14 protein-coding genes are annotated in these 15,240 nt (G+C 72.2%); 7 read left to right on the plus strand and 7 right to left on the minus strand.

Annotation, left to right across the window (positions count from 1 at the left end):
- Positions 1 to 95: 95 nt before the first annotated feature.
- Positions 96 to 491 (minus strand): helix-turn-helix transcriptional regulator, encoded by a 396-nt coding sequence (locus ACFYYT_RS01745; protein WP_351824864.1) that lies wholly within the window; start codon positions 489 to 491, stop codon positions 96 to 98.
- Positions 492 to 637: 146 nt separating this feature from the next.
- Between ACFYYT_RS01745 and ACFYYT_RS01750 the strand changes: the two genes are divergently transcribed.
- On the plus strand, positions 638 to 1,024 hold the full coding sequence (locus tag ACFYYT_RS01750; RefSeq protein ID WP_351824861.1) for an RNA-binding S4 domain-containing protein: 387 nt from the start codon (positions 638 to 640) through the stop codon (positions 1,022 to 1,024).
- A gap of 105 nt (positions 1,025 to 1,129) precedes the next feature.
- Here ACFYYT_RS01750 and ACFYYT_RS01755 read toward each other — a convergent pair whose 3' ends face one another.
- The 3 genes from ACFYYT_RS01755 to dhaK form a co-directional block, all read right to left on the minus strand.
- Positions 1,130 to 1,537: a PTS fructose transporter subunit IIA gene (locus ACFYYT_RS01755; protein ID WP_351824858.1), complete on the minus strand. Its 408-nt coding sequence runs from the start codon at positions 1,535 to 1,537 to the stop codon at positions 1,130 to 1,132.
- Positions 1,534 to 2,142: a dihydroxyacetone kinase subunit DhaL gene (gene dhaL, locus ACFYYT_RS01760; protein WP_351824856.1), complete on the minus strand. Its 609-nt coding sequence runs from the start codon at positions 2,140 to 2,142 to the stop codon at positions 1,534 to 1,536. Before dhaL ends, ACFYYT_RS01755 begins: the two co-directional genes overlap by 4 nt.
- Before the next feature lie 62 nt (positions 2,143 to 2,204).
- Positions 2,205 to 3,209, minus strand: coding sequence for a dihydroxyacetone kinase subunit DhaK (dhaK, locus tag ACFYYT_RS01765; protein WP_351824854.1), 1,005 nt, complete (start codon positions 3,207 to 3,209; stop codon positions 2,205 to 2,207).
- 414 nt (positions 3,210 to 3,623) lie between these two features.
- Here dhaK and ACFYYT_RS01770 point away from each other — a divergent pair, with 414 nt between their 5' ends.
- From ACFYYT_RS01770 to ACFYYT_RS01785, 4 genes are all read left to right on the plus strand, one after another.
- On the plus strand, positions 3,624 to 4,661 hold the full coding sequence (locus ACFYYT_RS01770; RefSeq protein ID WP_351824851.1) for a lyase: 1,038 nt from the start codon (positions 3,624 to 3,626) through the stop codon (positions 4,659 to 4,661).
- A 14-nt stretch (positions 4,662 to 4,675) separates the two neighbouring features.
- Positions 4,676 to 6,028, plus strand: coding sequence for a cytochrome P450 (locus ACFYYT_RS01775; RefSeq protein ID WP_351824848.1), 1,353 nt, complete (start codon positions 4,676 to 4,678; stop codon positions 6,026 to 6,028).
- Between the two features lie 213 nt (positions 6,029 to 6,241).
- Positions 6,242 to 9,145 carry an AAA family ATPase gene (locus tag ACFYYT_RS01780; protein ID WP_385322566.1) on the plus strand — a complete coding sequence of 968 codons (2,904 nt, stop codon included), beginning with the start codon at positions 6,242 to 6,244 and terminating at the stop codon, positions 9,143 to 9,145.
- A gap of 272 nt (positions 9,146 to 9,417) precedes the next feature.
- A complete protein-coding gene (locus tag ACFYYT_RS01785; protein WP_351824843.1) occupies positions 9,418 to 10,074 on the plus strand; it encodes a fasciclin domain-containing protein in 657 nt (218 codons plus the stop codon).
- Positions 10,075 to 10,105: 31 nt separating this feature from the next.
- Here the strand turns inward: ACFYYT_RS01785 and ACFYYT_RS01790 are convergent, their stop codons facing one another.
- Both ACFYYT_RS01790 and ACFYYT_RS01795 read right to left on the minus strand, forming a co-directional pair.
- Entirely contained in the window at positions 10,106 to 10,396 is a 291-nt protein-coding gene (locus tag ACFYYT_RS01790) for a YkvA family protein (protein WP_351824840.1), read from the minus strand.
- Positions 10,397 to 10,413: 17 nt separating this feature from the next.
- Positions 10,414 to 10,878, minus strand: coding sequence for a MarR family transcriptional regulator (locus ACFYYT_RS01795; RefSeq protein WP_351824837.1), 465 nt, complete (start codon positions 10,876 to 10,878; stop codon positions 10,414 to 10,416).
- 111 nt (positions 10,879 to 10,989) lie between these two features.
- Here ACFYYT_RS01795 and ACFYYT_RS01800 point away from each other — a divergent pair, with 111 nt between their 5' ends.
- Together ACFYYT_RS01800 and ACFYYT_RS01805 are read left to right on the plus strand one after the other, a co-directional pair.
- Complete coding sequence (locus ACFYYT_RS01800; RefSeq protein ID WP_351824834.1) at positions 10,990 to 11,568, plus strand: DoxX family protein; 579 nt, start codon at positions 10,990 to 10,992, stop codon at positions 11,566 to 11,568.
- Positions 11,569 to 11,719: 151 nt separating this feature from the next.
- Complete coding sequence (locus tag ACFYYT_RS01805; protein ID WP_351824831.1) at positions 11,720 to 13,528, plus strand: glycoside hydrolase family 15 protein; 1,809 nt, start codon at positions 11,720 to 11,722, stop codon at positions 13,526 to 13,528.
- Positions 13,529 to 13,619: 91 nt separating this feature from the next.
- On the opposite strand, the gene ACFYYT_RS01810 is transcribed toward ACFYYT_RS01805, so the two are convergent.
- Positions 13,620 to 15,026, minus strand: a complete 1,407-nt coding sequence (locus ACFYYT_RS01810) for an APC family permease (RefSeq protein WP_351824828.1) — start codon at positions 15,024 to 15,026, stop codon at positions 13,620 to 13,622.
- Positions 15,027 to 15,240 lie beyond the last annotated feature (214 nt).

The raw sequence follows: 15,240 nt of genomic DNA on the forward strand, positions 1-15,240 counted from the left end.
GGGACGGGCGGAGCGGGTGGGAACGAGCGGAAGGATGGAACGCACGAAGATGGGGAGGGCGCGAAGGTGCGAAGGGTGCGAAGGGGCGGGCCGGATCAGGTGCGGTCGATGTGCACGCTGGTCGACTTCACGCGGGCGGTGGCCCGCATGCCGACTTCCAGGCCGAGTTCCTCGACGGCTTCCCGGGTGAGCAGCGAGACCAGGCGGTGGGGACCGGCCTGGATCTCGACCTGGGCGGCCACGTCGCCGAGCTTGACGGCCGTGACGATGCCGGGGAAGGCGTTGCGGGCCGAGGTGTAGGGCTCCCCGTCCTCGGTGTGGGCGCCCTGCCCCACCTCGACGGAGAAGGCGGCCAGATCGCGGCCGTTGATCAGGCGGCGTCCGCCCTCGTCGCGATGGGTCGCGACCCGGCCGGCGTCGGCCCAACGGCGGGCCGTGTCCGGGCTGACGCCCAGCAGACGTGCCGCCTGTCCGATGGTGTAGGACTGCATGAGCGCCAAGGTAGGGGCATTTATCGCGCATTTGCAATTCGTTTGGGAGGATCTCCATCGCAGATGCCGTGCCTGTTGTCTTATCCGCCAAAAGTCGTTCCGCTACGGCGAGGCGGCCCGGCGCTGCGGATCGGTAGGGTCTGGGCATGGCTGATGCAGTGAGGGAGACGGGAAGCGCCCGGGTGGACGCCTGGATCTGGGCGGTCCGTCTGACGAAGACCCGGTCGGTCGCGGCCACCGCCTGCCGGGCGGGCCACGTGAAGGTCAACGGGGAGCGCGCGAAGCCGGCGCAGCCGGTGCGCGCGGGGGACGAGGTACGGCTCTTCCACGCGGGCCGCGAACGGATCGTCGTGGTCCGGCGGCCGGTGGCCAAGCGGGTCGGGCCCCCGGTGGCCGCCGAGTGCTTCGTCGACAACAGCCCGCCGCCGCCCACCCGGGTGGAGGCCGCGGTGGTCGGCATCCGCGATCGGGGCGCGGGCCGGCCGACCAAGCGCGAACGCCGCGAGATCGAAACCCTCCGCGGCCGCCCGTAGCCCCTGACGGGACCTGACGGGACCCGACGGGACCTGACGGGACCTGACGGGAGCCCCTGACGGGAGCCGGGCGGCACGGCGGCGCCCGGCCCCGCCGGGGTGCGGTCAAGCCTTGCGGTAGCCGTAGGCCTCCGCGGCGGCTGCCGCCACCGCGTCGGCCGGGGCTCCGGCCGAGGCGGCCACCACCGCCGCCACCGCGCCCTCCAGGAAGGGGGCGTCCGCGAGGCGGGAACCGGGCGGGAGCTCCTCGTCCGCCAGCAGCGCCTTGACGGTCAGCACCGAGCTGCCCAGGTCCGCGAGGAGCACGACCCCGGCTCCCCGGTCCACCGCCGAGGCGGCCGCGAGGACCAGTTCCGCGTTCGTCCCGAGGCCGCCGTCCGGGCCGCCGCCCGCCGCCGCCACCGGGGCCACGGCCCCGCCGGCCGCCAGCCCGCGGGCCAGCTCCGCCACCGACTCGGCGACAGGCGCGCTGTGCGACACCAGGACGATCCCGACCACGGGCCCGGCGTTCACGCGTCGCCGTCCGCGGTCGCGGCGAGGGCGCGCAGCAGCAGCGCCGACGAGGTGGCCCCCGGGTCCTGGTGCCCGACGCTGCGCTCCCCGAGGTAACTGGCGCGGCCCTTGCGGGCCAGCATCGGGGTGGTCGCCAGCGCGCCGTTCTCGGCCGCGTCCGCGGCGGCGTCGTAGGAGGTGCTGAGCGCCGCAACCCCCGGTACCAGCGCGTCCAGCATGGTCTTGTCGCCGGGCGCCGCCCCGCCCAGCTGGGCCACGGCGCCCACGCCCGCGTACAGGGCCTCGCGCAGGGCTTCGTCCGAGACCTCGGCGGCGTCGCCGAGCTCCTTGCCCGTGCGGCGCAGCAGGGTTCCGTACAGCGGCCCGGAAGCACCGCCGACGGTGGAGATCAGCGTCCGCCCGGCCAGCTGGAGCAGGCCGCCCGGCGGCGTCACCCCGTCGGCCGCGCCCAGTGCCGCGCGGACGGCCACGAAGCCGCGCAGCAGGTTGTTGCCGTGGTCGGCGTCCCCGATGGGGGAGTCGAGTTCCGTCAGCCGGTCGGCTTCCCGTTCCACGGCCACCGTGGCGGCCTCCAACCAGCGCCGGAAGAACTCTGCGTCACGCACCGGATCTCCTCGTCTCGCACCCGCTCGGACGGTCCCACCCGCCACCCTACGCATCGCCGGCCTCAGCGGCCCCAGCGCAGCGCGGGCGTCTGCACCGGCGCGTCCCACAGCCGCAGCAGTTCGTCGTCGGCGCGGCACAGGGTCACCGAGCAGCCCGCCATGTCCAGCGAGGTCACGTAGTTGCCGACGAGCGCCCGCGCCACCGGCACGCCGCGCGCCTCCAGCACCCGGGCCACCTCCGCGTGGAACCCGTACAGCTCCAGCAGCGGCGTCGCGCCCATCCCGTTGACGAGGGCCAGGACCGGCCCCTCCAGCGGACCTGACTGCGCGAGGTCGTCCAGTACGGCGCCCACCGCCACCTCCGCGATCTCCCGCGAGGTCATCATGGCCCGCCGCTCCCGGCCGGGCTCGCCGTGGATGCCGATCCCCAACTCCAGTTCCCCGTCGGGGAGGTCGAAGGTCGGGCTGCCCTTGGCCGGGGTGGTGACGGCGCTGAGCGCGACGCCGAAGCTGCGCGAGGACTCGTTGACCTGGCGGGCGACCGCCGCGACCCGGTCCAGCGGGGCGCCCTCCTCGGCGGCCGCTCCGGCGATCTTCTCGACGAAGAGGGTGGCCCCGGTCCCGCGCCGGCCGGCGGTGTAGAGGCTGTCGGTGACGGCCACGTCGTCGTTGACGAGGACCCGCTCGATCCGTACGCCGTCCTCCTCGGCCAGTTCCGCGGCCATCTGGAAGTTGAGGACGTCCCCGGTGTAGTTCTTGACGACGAACAGCACGCCCTGCCCGGACTCGACGGCGCCCGCCGCCCGCAGCATCTGGTCCGGCACGGGCGAGGTGAACACCTCGCCGGGGCAGGCGGCCGACAGCATCCCGTACCCCACGAACCCTCCGTGCAGGGGTTCGTGGCCGGAGCCGCCGCCGGAGACCAGTCCGACCCGGCCGCCGCCGCGCGCGTCGCGCCGTACGATGACCCGGTGCTCGACGTCCACGTCGAGGTCGGGGTGGGCGGCCGCCATCCCGCGCAGCGCGTCGGCGACGACCGTGTCCGCGGTGTTGATCAGCATCCTCATGGTTGTCTCCCGGTGAGATCGAGGGGCCCGACACGACCGGCTCCCGGTCACGTTCCCACCTATACCGGACGCCGTACCCACTCGAAGTGTAGGCCGCGGGGCGCGAGTGACGCGGGGTATGCCGCTCGCATATTCGGGGCGAATACACTTTCGGTATTTTCCGGATTAATTCATCTTCTCCTCTCGTCCTACATTGACAGTACGCTGCGGGCTGCGAGTTAATTAGTTCAACGGTGGCCTGATGTGGTCGTGCGTCGGCGGGATCTGGTCGCTCCATGACCGGTTTCATTTCGACAGCCGCATCTCGCTGCCGCGACAATGCCGCAGCAGAGAGGTCTCTTCACGCGGTCGCGACGGTCGCGATCGTATAGGTGAGCGGGTATTGGCGAATCGGACTCTTTCATGGGGGGATCAATGACCCGGCTCGACTCTTTCACCGTTCCCGATTTTCACCTTCCGTTCGGGAACTCCAAGCATCCACAGGCCGCGCGGGCCAACGCGGAAGCCACCACCTGGGTGGTGCGCCACGAACTCGTCACCGACGCGGTCGAACAATTCGCGGGGATCGGCTTCGGTCACCTCGCGGGACGCGTGAGCGGTGAGGTGCCCTTCGAGAAGGTCGTCCTGCTCGCCGAGTGGATGGCGTGGTCGTTCGTCCTCGACGACCAGCACGACCACCTCATCAGGACGGGTGAACTCGCCGCCTGGCGACCGGTGGTGGACACGATCACCACCTATCTGGAGACGGGGACGGCCGACGGCGCCCCGGCCCGCCGCAACCCGCTCGTGAGCGGGTTCATCGACCTGTGCGACCGCATTCTCGACGGCATGCCCGAGGGCCCCGCGGCCCGCTACCGGGCCCATGTCCCGCTCATGCTGCAGTCTTTGGACCAGGAGGCGGGCAACCGCGGGGCGGGCGGACGCCCCACGGTCCAGGACTACGTGCTGATGCGTCGGCACAGCTCCCAGATGTTTCCGATGATGGACATGGTCGAGGCCGGACTCGGCCTGGACGTGCCCCAGCGCATCCACGACCTGCCCGAGTACCGTGCGCTCATCGCGAGCGCGGTGGACGTCATCTCCTGGGGCAACGACGTCTTCTCCCTGCCCAAGGAGTACTCCTGCGGGGACAACAACAACCTCGTCTCCCTCATCTCCTCCTGGGAGGGCTGCTCGCTCCCCGAGGCGGTCCGCGAGGTCGAGGGCCGCATCCAGGCCAGGATCGAGGAGTACCTGGCCGGCGAACGGCTGCTGGAGGAGACCCTGGAGGCCCGTGGCGAGACCGATCCACAGGTGCGCGCGGCCGTCTCCCGGTGCGTGCGCAGCTACGAGGACTGGATCATCGGCGCGGATCTGTGGCAGCGTTACGAGTGCACGCGGTACAGCGACGAACGGTTCGCGGCCGGGCTGGAGTCTGCGTACACCCGCCCCGGCCTGGTTTCGGTGGCATGACAGGGAGTCGGTCCATGGCACAGGCGGAGCATCCCGGTCCGGTGGTCGATGCCCCCGTCGCCCCCGGGCGGTTACCGGTCCTGGGCCACGCGCTGCAGCTGTGGCGGCAGCCGATCGCGTTCCTGGAGTCGCTGCGGGACCACGGCGGGATCGTGCGGCTCGACATCGGCACCTGGCCCGTGCACGTCCTCACGGACCCCGACCACGTCCACGCCGTACTCGTCCAGCAGGCCCAGCGGTTCGGCCGCGGCCGGGTCTTCGACCGGCTCCGCCCGATGTTCGGCAACGGCATCGTGACGACCGACGGCGACTTCCACCGCAAGCAGCGCCGCATGATGCAGCCGGCGTTCCACCGTGGGCACATCACCGAGTACGCCGAGGTGATGGGACGCCAGGCGCGGGCGATGACCTCCACCTGGGTCTCGGGCCGCGAGGTCTCGATGGTCAACGAGACCCGGACGTACGCCCTTTCCTCGGTCGCCGAGATGATCTTCTCGGGGGACCTGAGCCGGCCCGCCGTCGAGGAGGTGCACCGCTCGCTGCCGATCGTCCTGGAGGGCATGCTGCTGCGCGCGGTGATGCCCAAGTCCCTGGACCGGCTGCCCGTTCCGCACAACCGCCGCTTCGACGCGGCGGCCGCGCGGCTGCGCGCGATCATCGACCAGGTGATCGCGCAGTACGGGGCGGCGGAGGAGGGGCGCCACGACCTGCTGTCGCTGCTGCTGTCCAGCGTGGACGCCGAGACCGGCGCCACGATGAGCCCCGAGCAGGTGCGCGACGAGGTGATCGCCATCATGTTCGCCGGTACGGAGACCTCGGCGACCACACTGGCCTGGATCTTCCATGAACTCGGCCGCCACCCCGAGGTGCAGCGGCGCCTCCAGGAGGAGGTCGACGAGGTGGTGGGGGAGGGGCCGGTCCAGGCGACGGACCTGTCCCGGCTGACCTACGCGAACCGCGTCTTCCAGGAGGCGCTCAGGCTGCACTCGCCGCTGCTCTTCACCCGGCGCGCCCTGGTCCCGCTCACCCTCGGCGGGATATCCATCCCCGCCGGCGCCGAACTGGCCTACAGTCCCTACGCGTTGCACCGGGACCCGGCCCTGTTCCGCGATCCGGCGGTCTTCGACCCGGACCGCTGGCGCGAGGACGCGGCCGACCGCCCGACGGACCACCGGTACGTCCCGTTCGGGGCGGGCCAGCACAAGTGCATCGGCGACACCTTCGCGGTGGCGGAGATCCTGACGGCGCTGGCGACGGTGGCTTCGCGGTGGGAGCTGACTCCGGCGCCCGGTGTCACGGTGCGTGAAGTTCCGGCGGGCATTCCCCAGCCGAGTGAACTGCCGATGATTCCTATAGCTCGCCGATGACGGAACGCGACCGATCCTGCCCGTATCAGGGTTGATCTTCGGCCGTTTTCGTCCGGTTCCCGTCAATCCTTTAGTGTCACACCGCAATGGAGCCCGCCGAGAGTACAGCATTGCTTCCGCAGGAGTGGCGAGATGCCGCAATATTAAGTTTAAGTAGCAACATCTCGCCCCCCGGGGTCGTACACTCGGCCGCACGCGCAGGAGGGGGCAGGAATGTCACATGTCACGGAACCGAGAGGAGGGGCCACGCAGCCCCTTCTCGAGCGGGAATCCGAAATTCTGGCGATCCACCGCGCGGTGGACGAACTCTTCGGAGTCTCCGACAGCGGTGCGGCCGCCCGTCGCGGCGGCGTCATGACCTTCGCCGGATCGGGCGGCATAGGCAAGACCACCCTGCTGGCCGAGGCCCGCCGGCACGCCGCCGAGCGGGGCTGCACCGTCCTGTCCGCCCGGGGCGGCGAGCAGGAGAAGCAGGTTCCGTTCCACGTGATGCGCCAGCTCATCCAGCCGGCCTTCGCGGCGATGAGCGAGGACGAACGCCGCGACGTGCTCGGCAGCTGGCACGGCATCGTCGCCCCGGCGCTCGGCCTGACCGCCTCGCGCAAGGGCCCGGCGGCGCCCGACCCGCAGGGCGTGCGCGACGGCCTGGACTGGGTCGTCACGCATTTAGCGGTACGCAGCGGAGCCCCCGTGGTCCTCGTCCTCGACGACGCGCACTGGGCCGACGCCGAATCCCTGGCCTGGCTGGCCGCCTTCGCGGCGCGGGCCGAGGAACTGGCCATGCTGATCATGGTGGCCTGCCGCCCGGACGAGATCCCGGCGGACGCCGCCCCGCTGCGCGCCCTGATGGGCCGCCAGGGGGCGCGCCCGCACGAGCTGGCCCCGCTCACCACGAGCGCGGTGGCCCGCATCGTGCGCGAGGCCCTGGGCGAGAGCGCCGACGACGTGTTCTGCCGCGAGTGCTGGGCGATCACCGGAGGCAACCCCTTCGAGGTCGTCGAACTCGGCATGAAGGGCCGCGACCGCGGCCTCAAGCCGCACCAGGACAACATCCCCCAGCTCCGCGACCTGGCCTCGGCCGTCAAGGGCAGCGGCCTGATCGAGCGGCTCGAACAGCTCGGCCCCTCCACCGTCCGGCTGGCCTGGGCCGCGGCCGTACTCGGCAACGCCGTCCCGGTCGGCATCGTCGGGAACGTCGCCGCCCTCGGCGAGGCCCAGGCCGCCGACGCCATCGACCAGCTGCGGTCCGCCCGTATCCTCACCGTCCTGACGAGCCTGCAGCGCAAGGCGGTCGTGGAGTTCTTCCACCCCCTCATCGCCACGGCGGTCTACCGCTCGATCCCGCCCGGCGTGCGCGTCGGCATGCACGGGATGGCCGCGCAGGCCCTCGTCGACGAGGGGCACGGCTCCTCGGCCGCCGCCCGCCACCTCCTGGAGATGCACCCCGAGGGCGACCCGTGGGTGGTCCAGCAGCTGCGCCGGGCCGCCCGGGAGAGCTTCTCCGCCGGCGCGCCCGACGCCGCGCGGCGCTATCTGGCGCGCGCCCTGCGCGAACCTCCGGACGCGGAACACCGGGCCGAGGTGCTCTTCGAACTCGGCTCCGCCAACCTCCTGCACGACCCGATGACCACCATCAACCAGCTCAGGACCGCCCTGGAGGAGCCCCGGACCGCGCAGGAACTGCGGGAGCAGATCACCTACCGGCTCGCCCAGGCCCTCGGCCACACGGGCCAGCTGGCCGCGGCGGCCGAACTCCTGGCCCAGGAGGCCCGCAACGCCTCGAACTCCCGGACCCGGCTGCGCATGCAGGCCGAACAGTTCAAGTGGAACTCCGTCCGGGTCGACGAGGAGAACACGCCGGCCCGCTCCCGGCTCCTGGCCCAGTTCGCCAAGCGGGTCGTCGGCCGGGGACTGGCCGAGCGGCACATCCTGGGCCTGCGCGCCTGGGACGCCACCGTGCGCGGCGAATCGGCCGCCACCGCCCTGGAGTACGCGGAGCAGGCCCTCGACGGCGGCATGAGCTGGACCGACCAGGACTTCGGGTTCGAGGTGCCCGCCGTGGTGGCCCTCACCCTCATGTACTGCGACCAGCCGGGCCGCGCCGAGGAGCTCTTCAACACCGGCATCATCGAGTTCGAGGCGAAGGGCTGGCGCGGCGCGCACCTGTCGTTCGTCTACACCCTGCTCGGCTACGTCCGCTTCCGGCGCGGACGTCTCGCCGAGGCCGAGGACTTCGTGCGCAACGGCCTGCAGATCGCGGACCGCATCGGCCAGAACATCCCGGCCCAGTGGTACGCCATCGGCACCCTCATCGAGACGCTGCTCGCCCGGGGCAACGTCTCCGAGGCCAAGCAGGTCGCCCGCACCTACCGGCTGGCGGACGGCTTCCCGCAGGCGGTCGTCTACCCCGACCCGCAGGCCGCGTACGGAAAGCTGCTGCTGGCCCAGGGCCGGATCGACGAGGCCGAACACCACCTCACCGCGGCGGGCAAGCGCCTCGACCTGCGCGGCACCCGCAACCCGTCGTGGAGCCCCTGGCAGCTCGACCTGGCCCTCGCCCAGGTCACCCACGACACCGAGCAGGCCCGGGCCACGGCCGCCGAAGCCCTCTCGCGGGCCCGCGCGTTCGGGGCGCCCAGCATCATCGGGCACGCCCTGCGGGTCGCCGCCGCGGCCTCGGACCCGTCGCGGGCGGCCGTGTTGCTGAAGGAGGCGGTGGGGTACCTCGAACAGTCCCCGGCCGCCTTCGAACTCGCCCACGCGCTGATCGACCACGGGGCGGCCCTGCACACCCTCGGCGATCCGCACCAGGCCGCCCAGCAGCTCTACCGGGGCATGGAGACCGCCTCCGCCTGCGGCGCCGACGCGCTCGCCAACCGGGCCCGCGCCCAGCTGGCGTCCGCCGGCCTGCGCCCGCGCCGGCTCTACACCGCGGAGGAGGAGTCCCTGACCGTCGCGGAGCACCAGGTGGCGCGCCGTGCCGCCGAGGGCCTGGACAACGCGGCCATAGCCAAGGAGACGCGGAGCGACGCCCAGACGGTCTCGGAGCTGCTGTCCGCGGTGTTCACCAAACTGGGCACCGACCGGCAGGGACTCGCCCGGGCCCTGCGGGGCTGAGCGGACCGGGGGCGGGGGGGGGGGGGGGGGGGGGGGGGCGCCGCCCCCCCCCGCCCGTTACCCCGCCCGTTTGCCCCAAGTGACAGCTCCCCCGCAGCCGGCGGCCATCGCCGCCTCCGGGCGGGCGACGTCAAGCGACAGCCCGGTTCTCACCCGGTCGGCTGAATGACCAATCCGCCGGCCGAGCGGCCCCGAAGACCAGGTGTGAGCATCGACCGCGGCGCTACCGCCCCGGTTTCCGGCTCCTGTCGATCACTTGGGAGAAATACGTCATGAACACGAACAAGATTCGGTTCCGTCGCACCGCCGTCGCCGTCGCCGCCGCCGCGGTGCTGCCCTTCGCGCTGGCCGCCTGTTCCTCCGATTCCGGTACGGACAAGGCTTCTGGGAGCACCGCCACCGCCGCCGGCGACGCCTCCCCCAGCAGTGCCGCCTCCTCGCCCGCCGCCATGGCGGACCAGCCGTTCGGCCCGGCGTGTGCCGGAGTGCCGAAGGAGGGCGCGGGCAGTTTCGACGGCATGGCCAAGGACCCCGTGGCCACCGCCGCGTCCAACAACCCGGCGCTGTCCACGCTGGTCGCCGCCGTCAAGAAGGCCGGACTGGTGGACACCCTGAACAACGCCAAGGACATCACCGTCTTCGCCCCGACCAACGACGCGTTCGCCAAGATCCCGAAGGCGGACCTGGACAAGGTGCTGGCCGACAAGGACACCCTGACCAAGATCCTCACCTACCACGTCGTCGGGCAGACGGTCACGCCCGGACAGCTGGCCAACGGTTCCTTCGACACCCTGGAGAAGGGCAAGATCACGACGGCCGGTTCGGGCGAGTCCTACAAGGTCAACGGCACCTCGAACGTGGTCTGCGGCAACGTCCCGACCGCGAACGCGACCGTGTACATCGTCGACACCGTCCTGATGCCGAAGTAGCCGGAAGGGCGGCGGTGCGGGCGACCCGCCGTCAGGCGGCCCGGTCGGCGGGCCCCTTGGCGGCGGTCGCGGCCGCGTGCAGCGAGCGCAGCGCGAGCAGCAGCACGCCGATGTCGTCGAGGTACACCGGGTCCGGGATCAGGTCCACGGGCGAGATCGTGTACGCGACGGCCACCCAGAACAGCGCCTTGTCGCGCAGCGGGATCCCCGCGTCCAGCAGCAGCCGGCGCGCGGCGAAGACCCGTACCAGCAGTACGGCGGCGATGACGGCAAGGGCGAGGGCCAGCACCGCGATGAGGATGAGCCAGGCTTTTCCGTCCATGGGGGCCTTCTACCCCGTCAGGCGCCCTGTTCGCGCAGCCGGCGGCTGACCTCGCCGAGGCCGGCGGCGAGCGCGTCCAGTTGCGCGGGGGTCAGGACGTCGACGAGCACCTCGCGGACGGTGGCCACGTGCCCCGGCGCGGCCGCCTCCAGGCGGGCGAGGCCCGCCTCGGTGAGGACGGCGAAGACCCCGCGGACATCGGAGGGGCAACTGCGGCGGCGGACGAGCCCGGCCTTCTCCATCTGCGTGACCTGGTAGGTCAGACCGCTCTTGGAATTGATCAGGCCATTGGCGAGTTCCGTCATCCGCAGTTCGCGGTCGGGTGCCGCGGCGAGCCGCACGAGGATCTCGTACTGCGGATGGGACAGGCCGGAGTCGTCCTTGAGCTGTTGGTCGAGGCGCCGGTTCACCAGGGCGGACGCGGCCAGGAAGCCGCTCCAGGCCCGCATCTCGCGGTCGTCCAGCCATCTCGTTTCAGCCATGAGTCCAGCCTACACGGGTTGTTCCAATTTGAATCAGTGGTTAGGGTCGGGGAGGTCGGTTCGAATTTGAACTACTCCCCTCGGGCCGTCCCGACCGGAAGGAACCCCCCCATGACCAGCGCCTCCGCCACCACGACGAAGGCCCAGGCCACGGCACCGGCCGTGCAGTCGCCCGCCTCCACCGCCCCGGCCGTCTCCACCGCCCCGCACGACGCCGGCCTGCTGCTCCTGCGCGTCGTCCTCGGTCTGACCGTGGCCGCCCACGGAGTCCAGAAGCTCTTCGGCTGGTTCGACGGCGGCGGCCTCAGCGGCACCGGCCAGTTCTTCACCGCCAGCGGATACCCGGCCGGCGAGACCATGGCCGCCGTGGCCGGCCTGACCGAGACGCTGGGCGGCCTCGCCCTCGCCGTCGGCTTCCTCACGCCGCTCGCCGGCGCGGCCGTCCTCGGCACGATGATCAACGCCGCCGCCGTCCACGGCCCCGGGTCCTTCTTCGCCCCCAAGGGCATGGAGTACGAGTTCCTGCTCGCCGCAGCCGCCGCGGCCCTCACCCTCACCGGCTCCGGCCGCTACGCCGTCGACCGCCTGCTGCCGGTCCCGGCCCTGCGCACCCACCGACTGTCCCTGGGCGCCCAGGCCCTGGCCCTCGGTGTGGTCCTCGCGGCCGTGACGCTCCTCGTCCGCGACTGACGGCCGGACCCTCCGCGGCCGACGGCCGGACCTCCGCGCCACCCCCGTTCCGGCAGGCGTCACCCTCCTGCCGGAACGGCCGGGCCGTCAGCCGGTGGATCAACGCCGGACAGACTGATTCGCCCCGGGGAATCGGGGGAACAGCGGAGAAATGACACAACCCATCGAAGACTACGCACTCATCGGCGACCTGATGACCAGTGGACTGGTCGGCCGTGACGGGTCCATCGACTGGCTGTGCCTGCCCCGCTTCGACTCGGCCGCCTGCTTCGCGGCCCTCCTCGGCGACGAGGAGAACGGCCACTGGCGCATCGCCCCGAAGGGCGCCGCCGCGGGCGAACCCTGCACCCGGCGCGCCTACGTGGAGGGCACCCTGGTCCTGGAGACCTTCTGGGAGACCGACGAGGGCACGGTCAAGGTCACCGACTTCATGCCCCAGCGCGACACCGCCCCCGACGTGATGCGGATCGTCGAGGGGATCTCCGGCCGGGTCACCGTCACCAGCATCCTGCGGCTGCGCTTCGACTACGGCCACGTCGTGCCCTGGGTGCGGCGCAGCGAGGGCGACCGCGTCGCCGTCGCCGGACCCGACTCCGCCTGGTTCCGCAGCGAACCCCCCGTCCGCACCTGGGGGGAGGACAACAGCACCCGCTCGGAGTTCACCGTGGGCCCCGGCGACCAGGTGGCCTTCGTCCTGACCTGGCACCCCTCGCACGAACCGCGCCCCGAGCAGGTCGACCCGTACCAGGCGCTCCGCCAGAGCCTCGCCGACTGGCGGGACTGGTCCGCCATCTGTACCTACGAGGGCCCCCACCGGGAGGCCGTGCTCCGCTCCCTGATCACCCTCAAGGCCCTCACCTACGCCCCCACCGGCGGGATCGTCGCCGCCGCCACCACCTCCCTGCCGGAGGAGCTCGGCGGCGTCCGGAACTGGGACTACCGCTACTGCTGGCTCCGCGACTCCACCCTCACCCTCGGCGCCCTGCTCTCCACCGGCTACCTCGACGAGGCCCGCGCCTGGCGCCACTGGCTGCTGCGCGCCGTCGCGGGCGACCCGGCCGACCTCCAGATCATGTACGGCATCGCGGGCGAACGGCGGATCCCCGAGACCGACCTGCCCTGGCTGCGCGGGTACGCCTCCTCCGCGCCCGTGCGCGTCGGCAACGCCGCCGTGGATCAGCTCCAGCTCGACGTGTACGGAGAGGTCCTCGACTCCCTGCACCTCGCCCGGGCCACCGGGCTGGCCTCGGAACGGCACGCCTGGAAGATCCAGCTCGCCCTCCTCGACTTCCTGGAGCAGAACTGGCGCCGCCCCGACGAGGGCTTGTGGGAGGTGCGCGGGCCCCGCCGCCACTTCGTGCACTCGAAGGTGATGGCGTGGGTCGCCGCCGACCGGGCCGTACGGGCGCTGGAGGCGGACCCGGAGATGCCCGGGGACGTGGAGCGCTGGCGGACCATAAGGGACGAGGTGCACGCCGACGTCTGCGAGAACGGCTTCGACGCCGAGCGGGGCACCTTCACCCAGTACTACGGCTCCCGCGAACTCGACGCGGCCACCCTGCTCATCCCCCGCGTCGGCTTCCTGCCGCCCGGCGACCCGCGCGTCATCGGCACCGTCGATGCCGTCCGGGCCGAGCTGGGTTCCAGCGGCCTGGTCCGCCGCTACAGCACCGAGGGCCCCTCCGTCGACGGTCTCCCCGGGGACGAAGGGGCCTTCCTGGCCTGCTCGTTCTGGCTGGCGGACGCCCTGCACCTGACCGGCCGGGAGAAGGAGGCGCGCGCCCTGTTCGAACGGCTGCTGGAGGCGTGCAACGACGTGGGCCTGCTGGCGGAGGAGTACGACCCCGTCGCCTGCCGGCAACTGGGCAACTTCCCGCAGGCGTTCAGCCACGTCGGCCTGGTCAACACCGCCATCACCCTGGCCGGGGGAGCCCCGACGGGCCGGCGGTCCGCCCCCTGACCGGCCGGGACGGGCCGAAGGGGCCGCCGCGTGCCGCGACGGCCCCTGCCGCACCTGCCCGGTCCGCCGGAACCGACGGTCCGGCCCGAGGTCAGTCCGCCAGCCCCTCCTCCGTCTCCGGGATGCTCACCAGCCAGCGCGTGTCCTTGCGCGGCCGCAGGTACAGCGCCCAGTACAGGGTGGCCACGGCGGTGATCCCGCCGGTCCACAGCAGGTACTGGGTCTCCTGCTGGGTGAGGATGTAGGCGAGGACGAGGATCAGCGCGACCGGGACGGCCGGCCACAGCGGCATCCGCCAGGCGGAGACCTGACCGTGCGCGCCGCGGCGGCTGAACAGCGCGGCCACCGCGACCAGCAGGTACATGCCGGTCACCGAGACGCCCGTCACCCCGTACAGGGTGTCCAGGTTGACGAAGCACATCGCCGCCCCCGGGACGCCCACCAGCAGGGTCGCCACCCACGGGGAGCCGAACCGGCCCAGGCGCGACAGGCCGCGGTTGACCGGCTCGGGCCAGGCCTTGTCGCGGGCGGAGGCGAACAGCACGCGGGAGTTCTGGATGACCATGACGATGCCCGCGTTGACGATGGCCAGGGCCACGCACAGGCTGACGAAGGTGCCGACGGCCGAGTTCGACCAGGCCGTCACCATCGCGCCCAGGTCACCGGCGGCGAGCGCGTCCAGGTCCGGGGCGCCCATGGTGATGGCGATGACCGGGACCAGGATGACCGCGGTGGAGATGGCCAGGGTGGCGAGCACCGTGCGCGGGACGTTGCGGCGCGGCTTCTCCAGCTCCTCCGAGAGGTACACGGCGGTGGAGAAGCCCTGGGTGATGAACAGGGCGATGGCCAGCCCGGAGACCACCATCATCGCGGTCACCGTGGAGGTGCCGCCGCCCTCGGCGGCCACCTGCCCGTGCACCAGGGCGCCGGCGCCGCGCTCGCTGTGGGCGAAGCCGAGTACGGCGACCAGCGCGGCGGCGATCACCTCCAGGACGAGGAAGATGCCGGTGATCCAGGCGTTGGCCCGCAGGTCGAGCAGTCCGGCGAGGGTGGCGAGCAGCATCACGGCGCCGCCGGCCAGCGGGGCCGGGACGTCGATCACGGGGGAGAGGTAGTCGGCCGTTCCCATGGCGATCACGGGGGGCACGATCATGACCACGAGCAGGGACAGGACGAAGACCAGCCAGCCCGCCAGCCGCCCGGCGAGGGTGGACACCATGGCGTACTCGCCGCCGGCGCTGGGGATGAGCGTGCCCAGCTCCGAGTAGCAGAACGCGACGCCGACGCAGAGCAGCGAGCCGATGGCGATGGTGAGCGCGGTCCAGGTGCCGAGGCTGGCGAACAGATCCGGCACGACGACGAAGAGGGTCGAGGCGGGCGTCACGCACGACAGCGTGAGCAGTGTCCCGCCGACGACGCCGATGGAACGCTTGAGCTTCTGCGGTACGGGCCCGGTGGCGGGGGCGAGGGCCTGAGGAGCGCTGATCGTGTCAGTCATCGGTGCGGTGTTCCGATCGGCAGTTGCGGTGGGGAGAGCGGGAGCGGTATCGCCTCCGAGGCGGTCGCGGGCAAAGGTGTTTCTGCGGGGCTCCCGGGCCGCTATGCAATCCGCACGAGATCCGCAGGTCAAGAGCTGTTCACCTGCGGATTCCATCGTCGGCCGACCCGGCGGCGCCCCGGTTCGAGCGTTAAGACCGCGTAAACGCTGAGCC

The sequence above is a fragment of the Streptomyces sp. NPDC002032 genome, assembly GCF_042890765.1.
Taxonomy (GTDB): Bacteria; Actinomycetota; Actinomycetes; order Streptomycetales; family Streptomycetaceae; genus Streptomyces.